This window comes from Solibacillus sp. FSL H8-0538 (genome assembly GCF_038003525.1).
In the GTDB taxonomy this organism is placed as follows: domain Bacteria; phylum Bacillota; class Bacilli; order Bacillales_A; family Planococcaceae; genus JBBOPI01.
Genome location: NZ_JBBOPI010000001.1, coordinates 3,182,501 through 3,201,527 on the forward strand (window position 1 = coordinate 3,182,501; position 19,027 = coordinate 3,201,527).

Sequence of the window (19,027 nt, forward strand, 5' to 3'; positions counted from 1 at the left end):
TATAAAAAAAGTTCGAAGCGTTATTAAAACCGCCTCGAACACTATACTACAAGCCATATTCGCTTTCAACGAATTGTTTATCCACACAATAATGACGATGAAATACCGATTCATTTTTAGCAATTACAGGTTCCATAATTATATATCCTTTATCTATTAAGTACTCCACGAAAACTTCAAGGTCTACTGAGTAATAGCTTAGTTCAGGATGATCATGTAATTCTTGAATTGTCCAAGTCGACTGTCCTAACATCGTCTCGAGAATATGTTGCGCGCCATCATGTGTTCTTGAGTTGATTAAAAACTCATTTGCTAGGAAAAGTAGTTCTAAACGCTTTTCTAAACTTTCATTACTCATAATCAATTCTTCATATAGTTTATAGATAGCTGGTTCAATTTTTTTCACTTGCGCCCATACAGTAACTTCGGGATATAAACCGCTATCTATAATAGAAAGACGTCCTAAATGATGTAAGGAAGCCACGACATGATTATACGCATCCAAATGATGGCCGTTTTCGAATAGCTCTTTTCCTTCTAAGTAACGTCGAATTAGCTTCGAGTATTGAATCCCTGTTTTTAGCTTCCGTCCGAAAAACGGGAACTCTTGTAATTCAGAACGTAGCTTAAATAAAAATTCATTGCGGTCAAACATGATTTTACCGTAGAAAATCCAATCCACAAGGCGTTTATTGGAACCGATGAAGATCCATTTACGTAAACGTTCCTCTGTCAAAATGTGCATGACCATCTTTGAATCACCGTACATGTAGTGCTTCGAATAGATTGGGTGTTCCGCATCTTTTACTACTATAAGAAGAACAGCATCAAACGTATCTGTTATATTTGCAGCGTCTTCTCTTTTATTTATTAAAATTACACCTAATGTATCCGGTTGGCTCGCGCGTTCCTGATAAATAGGGCGCAAAATGTGTTCCATAAAAAGTCCTCCTAAAAATATAACATCTGTTGTATGTTGTTTCGACAACCTACATAAGAATCCCTTTAAATAGATTATAATTCTAAAATAAATTCAATTTATGTTATAGTAGATTGTATATTGGGGGGGCAAACTAAATGAAAAAATATAAAAATAAAATAAATAAAATCCGTTCATTTGCACTAGCGCTTATCTTTTTCGGTTTCGTCATTATGTATGGCGCCATCTTCTTTAGAGAGAATCAAATTTTAGTCTTAATCTTCATGACGGTCGGTTTACTTTGTATTATTGGTAGTACAGCGGTTTACGGATGGATTGGCTTACTTTCTACAAAAGCCGTTCAAGTCGTATGCCCGAACTGTGAAAAATGGACAAAAGTACTAGGCCGCGTGGATATGTGCATGTACTGTAACGAACCACTTACATTAGATGCTTCACTTGAAGGCAAAGAGTTCGATCAATCATACAATACTAAAAAACAATAACTCAATGACGTCACTAAGTTCTCTTAGTTGGCGTCTTTTTTGATTGTATACGTCTCTCTCAAAAATTAGGGGAGATGACATCCTATATTATGTAGATACGCAAGTTCTCTTTTTTATCCACTAAAAAACCTAGCAACATAATTGTTACTAGGTTCATTTATTATAACGCTTTTTCCTCTTCGCCCTTTAGGCAATCCGGACAAGTTCCATATACTTCTAGACGGTGAGAATTTACTTGGAAGCCTGTTACATGTGATGCAAACTGCTCCACTTCGTTTAAGCCTGGGTAATGGAAGTCGACAATTTTACCGCAACATTCGCAAATCATATGGTAGTGATCGCCTGTTACGAAATCAAATCGACTTGCAGAATCTCCGTAAGTTAATTCCTTGACTAAGCCTACTTCTCGGAATACACGTAAATTGTTATAAACCGTTGCTACGCTCATATTAGGGAATTTGTGTTCCAGCGCTTTATATATATCATCAGCTGAAGGATGAATCATACAATGAATTAAATATTCTAAAATCGCATGACGCTGCGGAGTAATTCTTACACCAGTAGTCTTTAACGTGTCTAGCGCATCCTTTAAATGCATTTCAGACATCGTCATGCACCTCTTTTCATACATATTATTAATTTATAATTGTTACAAATAGTGTATCGAATTTATCCACAGCTTGTCAACAATTGCTTGTTCGATAAGGAGATAATTTAGAAACATTAATTTTTTATATAGGCTAATTGAAAATACCTACTAGAAATCACTTATGCGAGAGTGAATTTTCTCAATTAGTAACCGCGGAGCAAGTTTACTTTATTTTCTAAATCATGTTCACCTTGTAGCCATTTGTGTAAGCTTGGCTTGAAAATTTCAAGACTGCGCTCCACGTATCGCGAAGAATGACTCGAAAAATGGGGGGAAAGTGTCACATTATCTTGCTTCCATAACAGACTATCTGATGGTAGCGGCTCTATTTCATACACATCTAATACTGCATGCGCAATTAGCTTTTCTTCCATTACTTGAATAAGCACATCTGTAGCAACAACATCGCCACGACCGAAATTCATAAAAATTGCCGATTCCTTCATTAATTCAAAATGCTCATAACCGAGCAAATGTTTCGTATACTTTGTTGACGGTAGCATCGAAATAACAATGTCCGCCTTTGGTAAATGCTGAACAACATCGCCAAGGAAATGCGTTTCATTCATAAATGGCGCGTCCTCGCCACTCCGATTACAACCAATCGTGTATACATCGAACGCTTGTAATATACGGCCAATTTCAGAACCAATTGCCCCAGGTCCTATAATTAAAGCCGTACTTCCATTTAGTTCAGAAAGATGTGCCTTCTTATTCCATTCACCCTTTTTCTGTTGCTCATAAATAAACGGCAAGGCACGTTTCAATGCTAAAATATGCGCCAAAATAGATTCAGTCATTGGTTTTTTATGAATACCACGCACATTCGAAACAAAAATACCACGTTTAGCAATTGCTTCAGTAGGCATTTTTTCAACGCCGGCCGATGCGACAAAAATCCACTCCAGCTTTTCAGCTATCGCTATATGTTCTTCCGTTAAATCTTCCCCATATGTAACGAGAACTTCAGCCTGGGCTAACTCTTCATTGCGTAACCGTGCATCAAATACAAATTCAACTTGTGGAAACTCTTCTACTAGCCGCTGACTTAAATCCTTCCTCGGTTCGAACGTAAAATACACTCTCATCATACTTACTCCCCTTTTCATTAGAAAGACACATCTCGAGCCAACATGGACGAGGTGAATTTCTTTTTTAGGTAGATAAGAAACTTATGCTTGCTTATCTACTAAAAATGATAATACTTGTTCAATGTGGTTTTTCACTTTCACCTTGCGCCATTCTTTCACAACTACGCCTTCTTCGTTAATTAGGAACGTCGAGCGCTCGATGCCCATATATTCCTTCCCATACATTTTCTTCAGCACCCATACACCGTAGCTTTCTGCAACCGCATGATCCTCATCAACTAACAGTGAAAACGGCAAGCCATGTTTTTCAATAAATTTCGTATGTTTCTTTTCATCATCCATGCTTATTCCTAGAATCACTGCATTTAATCGTGAAAAATCTTCATGTGCATCACGGAAATCGCATGCTTCTGTCGTACAGCCAGGTGTCATGTCTTTTGGATAAAAATAGAGCACAACGTTTTTTCCTTTGAAGTCCTTTAAGTTTACCATTTTGCCTGCTTCATTTATTAAAGAAAATTGCGGCGCTAACTGATTTATTAAATTCACCAACAAAATCCCTCCTTACTTTTTCTCTATCGTACCGAACTCGGCCTCACGTTTCAATTTCTTTGGCGTAAAAATGCATTTAAGACTACAATAGAAGGGAACTATTTAATTGGAGGCAAAAAATAATGAATCATATAAAATCAGAACTACTTCATAAAGAAGCACTTGAACATATTGTCGGTGGTGTAAATAGCCCGTCTCGTTCATATAAAGCAGTAGGTGGTGGTGCGCCCGTTGCAATGGCACGCGGAAAAGGATCTTACTTTTGGGATGTTGATGGCAACCGTTATATTGACTACTTAGCTGCATATGGTCCAATCGTTACAGGTCATGGTCACCCTCATATCGCAAAAGCAATCGCACACGCAGCTGAGACAGGTGTACTTTTCGGAACACCAACTGAGTATGAAGTGACATTTGCAAAAATGTTAAAAGAAGCAATTCCTACATTAGATAAAGTACGCTTTAATAACTCTGGTACAGAAGCCGTAATGACAACAGTTCGTATCGCTCGTGCTTTCACTGGACGCACAAAAATCATTAAATTCGCCGGTTGCTACCACGGCCACTTCGACCAAGTTTTAGTAGCGGCCGGTTCTGGTCCAGCAACGCTTGGTTCTCCTGACTCAGCTGGTGTACCAGAATCAGTAGCTACAGAAGTTATTACAGTACCGTTCAATGATCCAGAGGCATTCACATTGGCAATGAAACGTTGGGGCAATTTAGTCGCTGGTATTTTAATCGAGCCAATCGTTGGGAACTTCGGTATTGTTGAACCAAAACCAGGTTTCCTTGAGCATGTACATACACTAGCACAAGAGCACGGCGCCTTAACAATTCATGATGAAGTTATTACTGCATTCCGCTTCCACTATGGTTCAGCTCATACAATGCTTGGGTTAAAACCAGATTTAGTCGCTATGGGCAAAGTAATCGGTGGTGGTTTACCAATTGGTGCTTACGGCGGGCGTAAAGAAGTAATGGAAACGGTTGCCCCACTTGGACCAGCTTATCAAGCGGGAACAATGGCGGGTAATCCAGCGTCAATGTTAGCTGGTATTGCCTGTCTTGAAGTATTAAAACAAGAAGGCATTTATGAAGAGATGGACCGTCTAGGAGAAATTCTTGAAAAAGGCATTTTAGAAGCTGCCGCTAAACATAACGTGACGATTACTGTTAATCGTCTTAAAGGTGCTTTAACAATTTATTTCACTGATGAAATTGTAGAAAACTATGACCAAGCTGAAAAATCTGATGGTGAAATTTTCGGCCGTTTCTTTAAATTAATGCTGTCAAAAGGCATTAACTTAGCACCATCAAAGTACGAGGCTTGGTTCTTAACAACTGAGCATTCAGAAGAAGATATTATCGAAACAATTGCTGCTGTTGACTTTGCATTTTCACAATTGTAAAAATTAGAGAAGCTTCCGTTGACCACAGTGACAAACTTCGGTAAAGTATGTACTTCTAATACGAATAGAAAGAGAGGACTTAATTTTCTATGAAATTAGGTGCCCGCGTTTTAAAAACTGGTGTTGCAATTGTTTTTGCGTTATTTCTAGCAGAGCTACTTCAAGTACCTTCGCCAGTTTTCGCAGGAATCGCCGCAATCTTTGCGATTCAGCCTTCCATTTATCGTTCTTATTTATCAATTCTTGAACAAGTTCAAGGTAATCTAATAGGAGCGACGATTGCCGTTATTTTCGGCATCATATTTGGTCATCATATTGTAGCGATTGGTTTAGCTGCCATTATCGTAATTGGCATCATGATGAAATTCAATTTAGAAAAATCTATTTCCCTTGCACTTGTAACGGTTGTTGCCGTGATGGAAGTACAAGGTGATGAATTTATTATGTTTGGCCTAATCCGTTTTGGTACGGTCATGCTCGGGGTATTTGCCGCATTTATTGTCAACTTAGTATTTTTACCACCACGTTATGAGGTAAAACTATTCACAATGATTAACTCACTACAGGATGATATTATTCGTTGGACTCGACTAGCTGTACGTCAAGCGAGTGAGCATACATCAACAAAAATGGCTTTAACAAAATTAAACTCTCGCAAACTAGAATTAAATACGATGTATGATTTTTACAAAGAGGAACGTAGCTATTTTAAAAACCAAAAGTATGTGAAAGCACGTAAACTCGTTATCTATCGTCAAATGATCTTAACATCGAAAAAAAGTTTGGAACTGTTGCAACGTCTTCACAAGCACGAGAATGAGTTAGGCAACTTACCTGAGAATTTTCAATTAATGATTCAGGAACGTCTTGATTTCTTACTCACATACCATGAGCAATTGCTACTTAAATATACAGGGAAGCTTCGTCCGGAGCATTCGAAATGGACGAGACACGAGGAGTATTTACAAGGTAGCGAGTTAATGGAAATTTTCATTAAACAAATTGCGATTGCACAAGCAGATGAAGATACGGAACAACAATTTTCAAACTATCATCTTCTGTACATTTTATCTCGTATTTTAGATTACGAAGAAAACCTTGAGCATTTAGATACGCTGATCGTTTCCTATCGTAGCTATCATAGCAATGAAAAAAACAACGACTTAGAAGCTGAATTTTATTAATTGAAAAGGTTGGAGAAATGCGGAAGCCCGCAATTCCCCAACCTTTTAGTTTTTCATTTTCGGATCTAGCGCATCTCGCAGTCCATCGCCCATTAAGTTAAACCCAACGACAGTGAGCATAATTGAAAGTCCCGGAAAAATCATTGCCCAAGGTGCATTCATTAAAAACATCCGCGCATCCGCAAGCATTTTCCCCCATTCCGGCTGCGGTGCCTCAGCTCCTAAGCCTAAGAACCCAAGCGCAGCTGCCTCAATAATCGCCGTTGCAATCGCCAGTGTTCCTTGTACGATAACTGGGGTCATGGAATTCGGTAAAATATGTCGCCATAATATGCGCGAGTTTTTCATCCCAATAGCTCGTGCAGCATGAATGTATTCTTCCTCTTTAATCGTCAGAACACGTGACCTAATTAATCTACCGAAATTTGGTACGTTAATAATAGCAATCGCAATTAACGCATTGCGCAAAGAAGGTCCTAAAATCGAAACAACTGCAATGGCTAATAAAATACTTGGAAATGCTAGCATAATATCAAAAATACGTGAGATGATTGTATCTACCCAACGACCATAATAGCCTGCAATAATTCCCAAAAAGCTGCCTACAACTGAGGACATTAAGACGGCCGTTAAGCCCACCGTTAGTGAAATTCGTGCTCCGTGCAAAATACGTGAAAAAATATCACGACCTAAATCATCTGTACCAAACCAAAATTCACCAGACGGGGGCTGCAGACGCATGCTTAAATTTTGGTCGTTTATGCCTTGTGGTGCAATAAACGGACCAATAATAGCTAGTAATACAAAGAATGCAACAATCGCTGTTCCCACTAGTGCCGATTTACTTTTTTTGAAGCTTCGCCATGCTTCCTTCCATGGACCAGCTGTTTGATCCCGATCAGGCACATTTTTTAGTACATTCGGTACAATTTCAGACATAGTGCACGCCCCCTCCCTAGTTGTATTTAATCCTTGAATCAATAACTGTATATAAAAGATCAACAATTAAATTAATCATCACAAATAAGAATGCCACGATTAAAATACCTGACTGTATAACCGGGTAATCACGGTAACCTATCGCCTCGTAAATATAACGTCCAATGCCAGGCCAGCTAAAAATTGTTTCTGTTAAGATTGCACCACCAAGTAGCAACCCAGTTTGTAAACCAATAATCGTCAGTACAGGAATGAACGCATTTTTTAGTGCATGCTTATAAATGACGATTAACATTTTCTGCCCCTTCGCTCGTGCAGTTCGTACATAATCCGAACGCATTACTTCAAGCATTGATGCTCTCGTCATACGAGCAATAATGGCTGTAGGAATTGTCGCAAGCGCAAGCCCTGGCAATATTAAATGTTTTACTACAATTAAAAACTGATCAAATCTTCCCTGTAGTAAAGTATCAATTAAATATAAGTGCGTAATGGCCGCTACTGGATCTCGTACTTCTTCTCGTCCCGACGTTGGAAGCCATCCTAAATTAATACTGAAAATCCATTGTTCCATTAATCCAAGCCAGAAGATTGGCATGGATACACCAATAAGTGCTACGATCATCGCAATATAATCGAACCATGAATTTTGGAACCAGGCTGAAATAATGCCTGCGTTCATGCCAATAATGACTGCAATGATCATCGCAAAAATTGCAAGCTCAAACGTTGCAGCTAAATATGGCCAAACCTCTGATATTATTGGCTGTCTCGTTCGAAGTGAATCTCCTAAATCACCAGTCAAAATCCCTTTTAAATAATCAAAGTACTGCACATACCACGGATTATTTAAGCCAAGCTTATCCCGCAATGCAGCAATTGCTTCTGCCGTTGCCTGCTGACCTAAAATGACCTGCGCTGGATCTCCTGGTATCGCACGAATAATAAGGAACACAATAAACGTCATCCCCAGCAATACTGGAATTAAATGCAATAGGCGTTTCCCTATGTAGTGAAGCATCTCCTTCACCCCTTCATCAAATTCATGTTGAATTTAGAAAAAAGGAGAGGCCATTCACCTCCCCTTTCACCAATCAAAGCCTCAATTCAGATAGTGCCTTAACACCCACTGAATATTGTAAAGCTACTCAATTGAAACATTGTCTAATTTATCTGAGCCTGTTGGATGTGGTAAGAAACCTTTTACTCCCGCTTTTGCAGCAAGTAATGGTGTTGAGTGTGCAAGTGGAACCCACGGCGCATCCTCATGAATAATTACTTGTGCTTGTTTGTAAAGGTCAATACGTTTGTTTTCGTCCACTTCAGATTGAGCAGCGATTAATAAATCATGCACTTCATCATTTGAGTAGTACGCGTAGTTGTTACTGCCGATATTATCTTTATCCAGCAATGTGTAGATAAAATTATCCGCATCTCCATTATCACCTGTCCAACCTAGCATGAATGCATCGGCTTCACCGTTTTTCGCTTTCTCTAAGTAAGTTGCCCACTCAAATGTTACGATTTCCGATGGAATTCCAACGTCTGCTAAGTTTTTCTGGATAACTTCAGCAACCTTTGCACCGTCTGGCATATAAGGACGTGGTACCGGCATTGCCCATAGCTCGATTTCCTTACCGTCATAGCCAGCCTCTGCAAGTAATGCTTTTGCTTTTTCTGGGTCATATGCATAGCCTTCAATATCGTCGTTATAGCCACTAATTGAAGGAGGCATTGGGTTTTTCGCTACTTGTGCACGTCCTTCAAAGAATGCATCAACAATTGCTTGCTGATCAATTGCATAATTCACCGCTTGTCGTACTAAGACATTATCAAATGGTGGACGAGTATTCGTTAACCCAAGGTAACCAATATTCATCGATGGACGTTCGATTAACTGAAGCGCTGAGTTCCCTTCAATTGTTGCACCATCTGAAGGGTTAATACCGTCCGCTAAATCAATTTCATTTGCAGTGAGTGCATTAAGACGTGCGGAGTTATCTGGAATTGATCGGAATATAACTTTATCTAGCTTTGGTAATCCTGCTTGCCAATAGCCATCAAATTTTTCAATTGTGATTGAATCATTACGCTTCCAATCTACAAATTTGAATGGACCTGTCCCTACTGGATTATCACCAAATTTGTCGCCTGCCGCTTCAAATGCAGTTGGCGATGCGATACCGAACGGGCTCATCGCAATATTTTTTAAGAACGGAGCTTGTGGGCGAGATAGCGTGAAGATAACCTTGTGATCGCCGTCTGCTACAACATCCGTGATAACATCCGCTCCTTCAGCTTTAAACATTGAATTGAAATAATAGAAATCTTCTTCTGTTCCAGCTTTCCAGCGGTTAATATTTTTCACAACTGCCTCAGCATTGAAGTCTGTGCCATCATGGAATTGAATACCTTCTTCTAAATAGAAAGTGTATGTTAAACCATCTTCACTTACTTCCCAATCTTTTGCCAAACCAGGATTAATTGTTGTATCTTGTTCACCAAAATTTAGCAATGTTTCAAATAAGTTTTGAGTTACTTTAAATGACTCGCCATCTGTTACAATTGCTGGATCTAACGACACTGAATCTCCACCGCGTCCGAATACTAAAACCTGAGGCGGCGCAGCCTTTTCTTCAGTTGTTGTTTCTGAAGTTGGAGCCGTCGTTGTACTTGTCTCCTCTTTCTCTGTATCCGAGCCACAAGCTGCTAATACCATAGATAGAGCTAATAATAAAAATAGCCCAAATGACCAAAACTTCTTGTTTTTCAATTTGAAAACCTCCCTAGATATCTATTATCATTGCTGCGTTTCACTATATAGATGACACGCAACAGAATGACCAGGTTTAACTTGCAAAAATTGCGGTACTATCTTGCTGCAAATATCCATCGCAAATGGACAGCGTGTATGAAAAGTACAACCTGCCGGAGGACTGGACGGGCTCGGAATATCACCCGTTAATAAAATTTGTGTGCGCTCAAATAGAGGGTCCGGAATGGGTACCGCGGATAACAATGCCTGCGAATATGGATGCAATGGCTGTTCATATAACAATTCACTTTCTGCTAGCTCTACCATGCGCCCAAGATACATAACACCTACTCGGTCACTGATATGGCGGACAACCCCTAAATCATGCGCAATAAAAATATAGGTAAGGTTTAAATCATCCTGTAGCCTTTGCATTAAATTCAATACTTGAGCCTGAATTGAAACATCAAGTGCAGACACTGGTTCATCCGCAATAATGAGCTTTGGATTCGTCATGAGCGCTCGGGCAATTCCTATACGTTGGCGCTGGCCACCACTAAATTGGTGTGGATAGCGTTTTGCATGATAGGCACTCAGCCCAACAATTTCCAAGTATTCGATTACCTTTTTTTTGCGCTCTTCCGCACGACCAATACCATGAACAATGAGTGGCTCCTCTAATATCTTTTCTACTGTATGCCTTGGGTTTAGTGAGGCATACGGATCCTGGAACACCATTTGAATTTCACGACGAGCTTTTCGCATCTCTTCAGGAGATAGATTTGTTAACTCCACACCGTCAAACGTAACCTTACCTTCAGTAGGCTCATATAGACGCATAATAACGCGCCCAGTAGTAGACTTACCGCACCCTGACTCTCCTACAATGCCTAGTGTTTCCCCTTCAAACAAGTCAAAGGAAATATCATCAACTGCCTTTACATCCCCAGTATGACGACCAAACATCCCAGTACGAATCGGAAAATACTTTTTCAAATTTTCAACTTTCAACAGTACTTTCGACAAGACTAATCCCCTCCTTCTCATCTAGTAAAAAGCATCTAGCTTCATGCGAATCGGACTTTTTGTAGAGAGATGGGTTTTCTATTGTGCAGCGTTCTGTCACAAACTCACAACGCGGTGCAAAACGACACCCGATATTAATCGAGCCTGGTTTTGGTACATTACCCGGAATAGAATACAATGTATCTTTTTTATACCGCATATCAGGCACAGATTGAATGAGCCCCTTTGTATATGGATGCTGAGGATTTTGAAAAATATCGACAACCGGCGCTTCCTCAACAATTTGCCCCGCATACATGACGATGACACGCTCACAAGTTTCTGCAACAACGCCTAAGTCATGGGTAATTAATAAAATTGCTGTATTTAAACGTGCATTTAATTCCTTCATTAGTTTTAAAATTTGCGCTTGAATCGTTACATCCAGCGCAGTTGTTGGCTCATCAGCAATCAATACTTTAGGATCACAAACAAGTGCCATTGCAATCATGACGCGTTGTCTCATGCCACCGGATAATTGATGCGGATAATCTTTAATAAGTTCTTCAGCACGTGGTAGTCCAACGAGCTTCATAATTTCGATTGCCTTTGCGTTAACCTGCTTTTTAGACCACTTTTTGTTATGTATTAAAATCGCCTCTGTCAGCTGGTTACCAATTGTAAATAATGGATTTAAGGAGGTCATAGGCTCTTGGAAAATCATCGCTACATCCTTGCCCCGAATCGAACGCATTTGCTTGTCAGACAAAGTGGTTAAGTCTTTGCCGTTAAGCAAAATTTCACCAGAAGTAATTTTACCTGGCGGACTTGGTACTAGCCCCATGATTGAAAGTGAGGTAACACTTTTTCCACAGCCAGATTCACCAACGATAGCCAGTACTTCCCCTTCATGAATAGCAAAACTAATATGATCAACGGCAGCAATATTACCATCGTCCGTAAAAAAAGTCGTTTCTAAATCCTTCACTTCAAGAATGACGTTTCGACTCATGTAGCTTCCTCCCTTTTTCTGAAAATTAAAGTGGAATTTTTTTCTATAATATACTAATTCGAACTATTATTCAATTATTCTACTTTACGATAATGTATTTTATCTTTGTAAATATACATTAATTCTCTTTTAACCACATTTCTCTAAGTAGACTTACTATTAAGAAAAATGAGTATTAGAAAGATATCAAAAAAAGCTGACTCCCGTGTTCATACCGAAGTCAGCTCTTACAAGATTTTATTTTATTTTATTTATTAGAAAAGGAAGCTCCCCTCCCCTTATAATATTGCACTAAAAAGTTGCGTGAAGAGGGTATTAGGTCGATCGCTATATCTGCGTGACCTTGGTATACTATTTTCCTTCAAAGTAAAAAGCTGCCTAGCACCATTTTCGAAAAAATGGCTAGGCAGCTTTCTAATCTAATTTTTGAACTTGGAATAAATTATTATATACGCCTTTTTTACTCATCAATACTTCGTGGTTCCCTTGTTCAACAAGTTCTCCATGATCAATAACGAAAATTGTATCTGCATGTGTAATTGTAGAGAGGCGGTGCGCAATTACTATCGTTGTACGGTCATGCGCTAAGCGTTCCAGTGAGTCTTGGATGAGTGCTTCACTTTCTAAATCCAGTGCTGACGTTGCTTCATCAAGTACAAGAATCGGAGGGTTTTTTAGGAACACACGTGCAATTGCCACACGCTGCTTTTGACCACCCGATAATTTCACGCCTCGCTCGCCAACTTTTGTATTATAGCCTTCCGGTAATCCCATTATGAATTCGTGAGCATTCGCAGCCATTGCTGCTGCAATCACTTCTTCATCTGTTGCATCCGGCTTACCCATTAAGATATTTTGTTTCACCGAATCACTAAATAATATATTGTCTTGTAATACAATTCCTATTTGTGAGCGTAATGATCGTAATGTAGCATCCTTCACATTAACATCATCGATTTTCACAGCCCCTTCTGTCGCATCATAAAAGCGCGGGATTAAGCTGACGATTGTTGATTTACCACCACCGCTCATGCCAACAAAGGCCACAGTTTCGCCGGGATTAATCGTGAAATTGATATTATTTAATATTGTTTTACCATCTGCCTCGTATTTAAATGAAACGTTGTCAAACTGTAACTTCCCGCGAGATGTAGCAAGCTCAGTCGCACCTTTTTTATTTTGCACGTCGTATTTTTCATCCATAAGTTCAAACATACGATCCATCGACGCAATCGATTGTGTAAGTGATGTCGACGAACTGACTAAACGGCGTAGTGGCCCATATAATCGGTCAATATAGGCAATAAACGCCACCATTGTCCCAACTGTTAAATGATCATGAATGACTTGATACCCTGCATAACCAATAACAAGCAGTGGTGCCACATCTGTAATTGTATTCACAACAGCAAACGACTTGGCATTCCAGCGTGTATGATCTAATGCGGCTTTTTTAAATTCACCATTTGTATCATCAAAGATTTTTTGCTCATGATTTTCTAATGTAAAACTTTTAATAATGCTCATACCGGCAACACGTTCATGCAAGTAGCTCTGCACACCTGCAAGTGCCTGTGAGCGTTTACGTGTTAAAGCGCGTAATTTTCCAAAGAAGAACTTCACACTAAAGGCATAGAAAGGGAAGGCAAGAAGCGCCACAACAGTCAGCTTTACATCCATTACGAGCATAATCACTATCGCAATTAAAATTGTCGCAAGATCTAGCCACAAGTTCATAAGCCCTGTCATAATAAAGTTTTTTGTCTGCTCAACGTCATTAATAACTCGTGAAATCACTTCACCAGCACGCGTATTTGAGTAATACTTTAAACTTAACTTTTGTAAATGCCCATATAATTCTTTACGGATATCAAAAAGCACTTTATTACTAACATCCTGTGCAAAATATTGTCGGTAATATTCAATTGGCGGACGGATAATAAAGAACACAATAATTGTCCCACCTAGCCAATAAAATAACTGCTCCGTTTGCTCTGCTGTCGTCATCGTTTCAGAGCCGATAATGGAGTCAATAACAATTTTTATTAAATACGGTGTAAAAAGAGGAATGGCAAATTTTAATATACCAATGGCAATCGTTAAAAATAATTCCCATTTATAGGGCTTAACGAATCGCATATACCTTTTCATACTACTCAAAATTACTTCACTTCCTTACATCATAATAGGTTAGAAAGTTATGCTTTCTTAACCGCTAAGTCAAAAGTTTACCTAAATATCAATTATATAGTACTCACCACTTGTTTTCATGAATAAAGCCTACTAGACATATGCTAGTAGGCTTCTCCCATTTTTATTCTGGATTTGTATCAGCTTGGATATCACGATTTAACTCATATCGGTTTGTCCATACTTCGATAAAATCTGGCGCAAATGGTCCTCGTCTTTGTTGAATCCAGCTAATTAGTATGGTTAAATTACGTTTTAAAATTTTATCAATTACTTCAGGGTAACCCATTTCCTTTTTATGCAGCTCGTACTCGTCTTCATCTAGAAGTGCATAGGTCATATCCGGGAACACCTTCACATCTAAATCATAATCTATATACTTGATTGAATTATTATCATAAACGAATGGTGAACTAACATTGCAGTAATAATACACACCGTCTTCACGCAACATACAAATAATATTAAACCAGTGCTCCGAGTGGAAGTAACAAATCGACGGCTCTCGGGTTAACCAAGTCCGACCATCCGATTCTATTACTAGGGTTTTTTCATTCGCACCAATCACGACATTTTTAGTTCCTTTTAAAACCATTGTTTCTTGCCAGACACGGTGGATACGACCATTGTGCTTGTAGCTATGTATTTGAATCGTTTCTCCTTCTACTGGTAATGCCATTTTGAAGCCCACCTTTTCGTCTAAGCTATATAATCTACAGTCTTTATTGTATTATAGCAATGCTTAAAGAAAACTTGTAGTTAGAAACGCATAATTTTCGCAACAAAGTAAAAATAAGACCATCTAATTAACGTTTAATGAGTATTTCCATAATAAAGAAAAAGGGGCATCCGACTAATCGGATGCTTCCTTTTTGTTAGGGAATTCACATTGGCAAACCAAAATACTTAGAATTCGTTATTTTGGTTATTGTTATTGCGTTGTTGGTTTTTCTGGTTTTGCTGGTTTTGCTTTAACTTGTTAAATTCTTGCTCAGCACCAAATTCCTCGTTTTGATGATTTTTCTGTTGTTGATTTTTTTCTTGATTGTTGCTTGGATTGTTGTTTTGATTGTTGTTCTTTCGCTTCATAATGAATTCACCTCCGTGGTCATTATTGTGGTCGGAAGCTGTTCACTTTATGCGGATAAATTAAATAATTATTTCAGCTTGTCCCAAATTTTCAGCATCGGTACTGGCATCGGGAGTTCAGCAATTTCTGCTTTCGAGAAAAAACGCGCATTGTCCGGTAGTTGACTAACCGCGATTAGATCAACTAAATGACTTTCAACTTGCCAAGTTAAATGAGAAAAAACATGCATAAATTTTAAGACTGGCACGGAAAATAAATCGACAGTCAATTGATAATTTTGTGCGAGTGTCTTTAATGTTTCACCTTGTCGCTCTACCATTGGGAACTGCCACATATTCGCAAGTAAACCCTCTTCCGGACGTTTTTCCAATAAAAAACGTCCTTCTCGGTCGCGTACAACAAATACGTCAAAATCAATATTTTTCGACTTTGTTTTTTTCGTCTTTACTGGTAGGCTGGCTGGATTTCCTTCCTGAAATGCTGTGCAATAATCACGCACTGGGCACAGCAAGCATTTCGGTGAAGTCGGCGTACAAATAAGCGCACCTAGCTCCATTAACCCTTGATTAAAGGAAGATGTATTTTCAGGATCGATTAGCATCATTACCGCATCTTCAAAGATTTTTTTCGTTTTTGGAAACGCGATATCGGCATCAATATTTAGGACGCGGCTTAGTACACGCATGACATTGCCGTCTACCGCATGCTCTGGCTTACCGTATGCAATACTTAAAATTGCACCCGCTGTATATGGACCGACACCTTTTAATTTTGAAATATCTGGACGGTTATCTGGTACGACACCATTATATGTTTCCACAACTTCTTTTACACCCGCTTGTAAATTGCGCGCACGCGAATAATATCCAAGCCCTTCCCACATTTTCAACAGCTCTTCCTGTGGTGCATAGGCAAGACTTTCAGCTGTCGGGTACTTTTCCAAGAACCGATTATAATAAGGAATAACCGTATCAACACGCGTCTGCTGCAGCATGACTTCAGAAACCCAAATTTTATAAGGCTCCTTCGTATGTCTCCATGGTAAATCTCGTTTTTCTTCATTAAACCATTCGACTAAACCTTGTCGAAATTGTTTCGTATATTGATATTCCACTGCAACCTCCAAAGAATTTCGATTTTATTTACTGTAAATAGGGTATATTATAAAGATAAATAATATGTTAATTATTTCCGTTCAAAACGGTTCCATTAACGAGGGGATGATTATATTGGATTCAGGCACACATTTCGTTATGGGAATTGCTTTAGGTGGCATAGCGTTGGCAGATCCAGTTGTGGCAAGCCATCCGATGACGTTTACCGCCGTTATGGCTGGTGCAATACTCGGCTCACAAGCTCCAGATGTGGATACGATTTTAAAGCTTCGTAACAATGCCGTCTACATTCGTCATCATCGTGGGATTACACACTCAATTCCTGCCGTTCTATTATGGCCACTTGCAATTACGGCTATTTTATCGTTTATAGTGCCAAACGCCAACACTTTACACTTATGGCTATGGACACAGCTCGCCGTATTTTTGCACGTATTTGTCGATATTTTTAATGCTTACGGTACACAGGCACTGAGACCCTTTTCGAAAAAATGGGTTGCACTCGGTGTGATCAATACATTTGACCCGTTCATTTTCGGTATTCACTGTATTGGAATTTTATTATGGGTATTTGGTTCAAACCCTATTATCATGTTCAGTATTATTTACGTAATCATCACCGCCTACTATGTGCTACGCTTCGCTCTCCAAAAGGCGATTAAAAAAGCCGTACACCATGCCATTCAAGATGAAGATTTTGTTATGGTAGCACCGACAATCCGCTTCTTTTATTGGCGCATTGCAGCTAAATCAAAAACACATTACTATGTGGGCCGTGCGTATGGACGAACAATTAATATTTACGATAAATTTGAAATCGAGCCCTTACCAAAAACACCAATCGTTGAAAAGGCATTACAAGATTCCAATTTAGACGCGTTCATATCCTTTTCTCCGCTTTATCATTGGGAAATTTCTGAGCTCGAAAATGGATTAACCGAAGTACGCTTAATCGATTTACGCTACCGTAGTAATGACCGTTATCCATTCGTTGCGGTTGCGCATTTAAATGATAGTCTAGACATTATTACTTCGTACACAGGCTGGATTTTCAGCGAAGATAAACTGCAGAAAAAGCTACAAATTGGTGCTGGGAACGAATAAAACCGCCTCGGACTTGGATTTCTCCAAAGTTCCAAAGCGGTTCTTTTTATTGTAGTGTGTCTTCGCTAGTATCTAATAAATGTGCGTATTTCGGATTATTGCCTGCAAATAGATGCAATTTATCGCCATAGCTTGTAATAAGCTGGTACACAAGCTTTTCTGTATACTCAGCTCCGCGAAAATCATAACCCGCCTTTGCTGAAGTTGCTTCAAAGTCACTCCATAATAATTCAACCCAGACGCGTGCACGTCCTGTTGGCATATGCGGATTTTTCTCTAAAAGCTGTTGTGTTAACTTTAATATGCGTTGTTCCATCTGTTATTTACCTGCCTTCATCGGTGCTAAAATAGATACCGGTAGTGCCTCCTCGTAACGGTCACTGCCTAAACGGTGCCCCCATGCAAAACGCCCTTTCAATCGATCTACCTGAAAGAACTCTCCCGGTGCCCCGTCAATACGGTACATTTCGCCCGGAATAATTTGACTTAAATCTACTAAAAAAGCTGCCGCCATTAAAGCTTTACGCTCATAAACTGCAAACTCATTCACTATACCTAACTGTTCTGCCTTACGTGCCTTCTCTCTTAAATTGGCAATCTCTTGGCGTAGCTCTTGCTCTGTCATCGCTGCATAATTTTGCTCTGTCATTCTTCATTCTCCTTCTCTTCAATATAACGATTGATGACTTCTACTGGAAAGCCCTTTTGATAAAGTGCCTGCTTCGTTTTGTTGCGGCGCTCACTACCTACAAATTTTGCCGAATACTTGCGCCACACCTTATCCCCCTGGTTAGCAATCATATCCGTCCATTCATCATCTTCCCGTTCAAACTTAGTCTGCTCTAGTATTTCCTTTATTACTGTAAACGAATAGCCTTTACGCATCAAGACATCTTGAATTTTTTGCTTTACTTGCGAAGGAGTTTTGTTGTCACCAGCTCGAATTTGCTTTTCCGCTAGCTCCATCGCAACCTTTACTTGTTCCTCATGCGAAAAAGTACCAAGCACCTGCTCCTGTAATCCCCTATCAATGCCCTTCCTCATTAAATCTTGACGAATGGCACCTGGTCCTTTTTTGGCAGTGCGCTTTTTTGTTTCGAGAAGTGCTTTAGAATAGGTTTCATCATTTAAAAAACCGAGCCGTTCTAGCTTGCGAATGGCCTCTAACACAACAGCCTCCCCATGCCCTGCATCGTGTAGCTTTTTCTTTACTTCAAATTCACTACGCATTTGATAACTCAAAAAATGTAGTGCTTTATTAAATGCTTTCGCAATTTCATCTTCATAAGTGATTTCATCTACTTCAAATTGCTCTAGCACTTTCCCTTTCGTTAAGCCAAATTTAATCAGCGTACCTTCATCAACTGCAAAGGCATATTCTTCATTTAAATAAATATTATAACGTTCAGGATTATTTTTTTGACGACCAATTTTAGAAATAACAAGCATGAAACTCACTTCCTTTTGCCTTTTAGTATACATGTTTTTGCAAGACGTTTCATGTATG

20 protein-coding genes are annotated in these 19,027 nt (G+C 39.2%); 4 read left to right on the top strand and 16 right to left on the bottom strand.

Features of this window, described 5'->3' with window-relative positions; translation table 11 throughout:
* Nucleotides 1-46: 46 nt before the first annotated feature.
* Entirely contained in the window at nt 47-940 is an 894-nt protein-coding gene (locus tag MHH87_RS15340) for a nucleotidyltransferase-like protein (protein ID WP_340750098.1), read from the bottom strand.
* Nucleotides 941-1,077: 137 nt separating this feature from the next.
* Between MHH87_RS15340 and MHH87_RS15345 the strand changes: the two genes are divergently transcribed.
* Nucleotides 1,078-1,425 (top strand): YgzB family protein, encoded by a 348-nt coding sequence (locus tag MHH87_RS15345; protein WP_340750099.1) that lies wholly within the window; start codon nt 1,078-1,080, stop codon nt 1,423-1,425.
* 160 nt (nt 1,426-1,585) lie between these two features.
* Here the strand turns inward: MHH87_RS15345 and perR are convergent, their stop codons facing one another.
* The 3 genes from perR to bcp form a co-directional block, all read right to left on the bottom strand.
* Nucleotides 1,586-2,032, bottom strand: a complete 447-nt coding sequence (perR, locus tag MHH87_RS15350; RefSeq protein WP_340750100.1) for a peroxide-responsive transcriptional repressor PerR — start codon at nt 2,030-2,032, stop codon at nt 1,586-1,588.
* A gap of 185 nt (nt 2,033-2,217) precedes the next feature.
* Entirely contained in the window at nt 2,218-3,162 is a 945-nt protein-coding gene (locus MHH87_RS15355) for a D-2-hydroxyacid dehydrogenase (protein WP_340751021.1), read from the bottom strand.
* Between the two features lie 84 nt (nt 3,163-3,246).
* Entirely contained in the window at nt 3,247-3,717 is a 471-nt protein-coding gene (bcp, locus tag MHH87_RS15360) for a thioredoxin-dependent thiol peroxidase (protein ID WP_340750101.1), read from the bottom strand.
* Nucleotides 3,718-3,839: 122 nt separating this feature from the next.
* Between bcp and MHH87_RS15365 the strand changes: the two genes are divergently transcribed.
* Nucleotides 3,840-5,126, top strand: a complete 1,287-nt coding sequence (locus tag MHH87_RS15365; protein ID WP_340750102.1) for a glutamate-1-semialdehyde 2,1-aminomutase — start codon at nt 3,840-3,842, stop codon at nt 5,124-5,126.
* A gap of 89 nt (nt 5,127-5,215) precedes the next feature.
* The gene (locus MHH87_RS15370; protein WP_340750103.1) at nt 5,216-6,310 is read left to right on the top strand and encodes an FUSC family protein; all 1,095 of its coding nucleotides are present in this window, start codon (nt 5,216-5,218) and stop codon (nt 6,308-6,310) included.
* A 45-nt stretch (nt 6,311-6,355) separates the two neighbouring features.
* Here the strand turns inward: MHH87_RS15370 and MHH87_RS15375 are convergent, their stop codons facing one another.
* The 9 genes from MHH87_RS15375 to mutY all read right to left on the bottom strand — a co-directional run bounded on the left by MHH87_RS15375 (nt 6,356) and on the right by mutY (nt 16,415).
* Complete coding sequence (locus tag MHH87_RS15375) at nt 6,356-7,249, bottom strand: ABC transporter permease (protein ID WP_340750104.1); 894 nt, start codon at nt 7,247-7,249, stop codon at nt 6,356-6,358.
* A 16-nt stretch (nt 7,250-7,265) separates the two neighbouring features.
* On the bottom strand, nt 7,266-8,270 hold the full coding sequence (locus tag MHH87_RS15380; protein WP_340750105.1) for an ABC transporter permease: 1,005 nt from the start codon (nt 8,268-8,270) through the stop codon (nt 7,266-7,268).
* Between the two features lie 123 nt (nt 8,271-8,393).
* Nucleotides 8,394-10,022: an ABC transporter substrate-binding protein gene (locus tag MHH87_RS15385; protein WP_340750106.1), complete on the bottom strand. Its 1,629-nt coding sequence runs from the start codon at nt 10,020-10,022 to the stop codon at nt 8,394-8,396.
* A gap of 27 nt (nt 10,023-10,049) precedes the next feature.
* Nucleotides 10,050-11,030, bottom strand: a complete 981-nt coding sequence (locus MHH87_RS15390; RefSeq protein WP_340750107.1) for an ABC transporter ATP-binding protein — start codon at nt 11,028-11,030, stop codon at nt 10,050-10,052.
* Complete coding sequence (locus MHH87_RS15395; RefSeq protein ID WP_340750108.1) at nt 11,005-12,021, bottom strand: ABC transporter ATP-binding protein; 1,017 nt, start codon at nt 12,019-12,021, stop codon at nt 11,005-11,007. Before MHH87_RS15395 ends, MHH87_RS15390 begins: the two co-directional genes overlap by 26 nt.
* Before the next feature lie 414 nt (nt 12,022-12,435).
* Nucleotides 12,436-14,181, bottom strand: a complete 1,746-nt coding sequence (locus tag MHH87_RS15400) for an ABC transporter ATP-binding protein (RefSeq protein WP_340750109.1) — start codon at nt 14,179-14,181, stop codon at nt 12,436-12,438.
* 154 nt (nt 14,182-14,335) lie between these two features.
* Entirely contained in the window at nt 14,336-14,890 is a 555-nt protein-coding gene (gene ntdP / locus MHH87_RS15405; protein ID WP_340750110.1) for a nucleoside tri-diphosphate phosphatase, read from the bottom strand.
* A gap of 227 nt (nt 14,891-15,117) precedes the next feature.
* On the bottom strand, nt 15,118-15,300 hold the full coding sequence (locus MHH87_RS15410) for a hypothetical protein (RefSeq protein ID WP_340750111.1): 183 nt from the start codon (nt 15,298-15,300) through the stop codon (nt 15,118-15,120).
* Nucleotides 15,301-15,368: 68 nt separating this feature from the next.
* Nucleotides 15,369-16,415, bottom strand: a complete 1,047-nt coding sequence (gene mutY, locus MHH87_RS15415; RefSeq protein ID WP_340750112.1) for an A/G-specific adenine glycosylase — start codon at nt 16,413-16,415, stop codon at nt 15,369-15,371.
* A gap of 115 nt (nt 16,416-16,530) precedes the next feature.
* On the opposite strand from mutY, the gene MHH87_RS15420 reads away from it, so the two are divergent.
* Complete coding sequence (locus tag MHH87_RS15420; RefSeq protein WP_340750113.1) at nt 16,531-17,520, top strand: metal-dependent hydrolase; 990 nt, start codon at nt 16,531-16,533, stop codon at nt 17,518-17,520.
* A 46-nt stretch (nt 17,521-17,566) separates the two neighbouring features.
* On the opposite strand, the gene MHH87_RS15425 is transcribed toward MHH87_RS15420, so the two are convergent.
* Genes MHH87_RS15425 through recX form a run of 3 tightly spaced genes read right to left on the bottom strand, consistent with a single transcriptional unit; the run spans nt 17,567 to nt 18,969 of the window.
* On the bottom strand, nt 17,567-17,836 hold the full coding sequence (locus MHH87_RS15425) for a YfhJ family protein (protein ID WP_340750114.1): 270 nt from the start codon (nt 17,834-17,836) through the stop codon (nt 17,567-17,569).
* A gap of 3 nt (nt 17,837-17,839) precedes the next feature.
* Entirely contained in the window at nt 17,840-18,169 is a 330-nt protein-coding gene (locus MHH87_RS15430; protein WP_340750115.1) for a YfhH family protein, read from the bottom strand.
* Nucleotides 18,166-18,969 carry a recombination regulator RecX gene (gene recX / locus MHH87_RS15435; RefSeq protein ID WP_340750116.1) on the bottom strand — a complete coding sequence of 268 codons (804 nt, stop codon included), beginning with the start codon at nt 18,967-18,969 and terminating at the stop codon, nt 18,166-18,168. Before recX ends, MHH87_RS15430 begins: the two co-directional genes overlap by 4 nt.
* Nucleotides 18,970-19,027 lie beyond the last annotated feature (58 nt).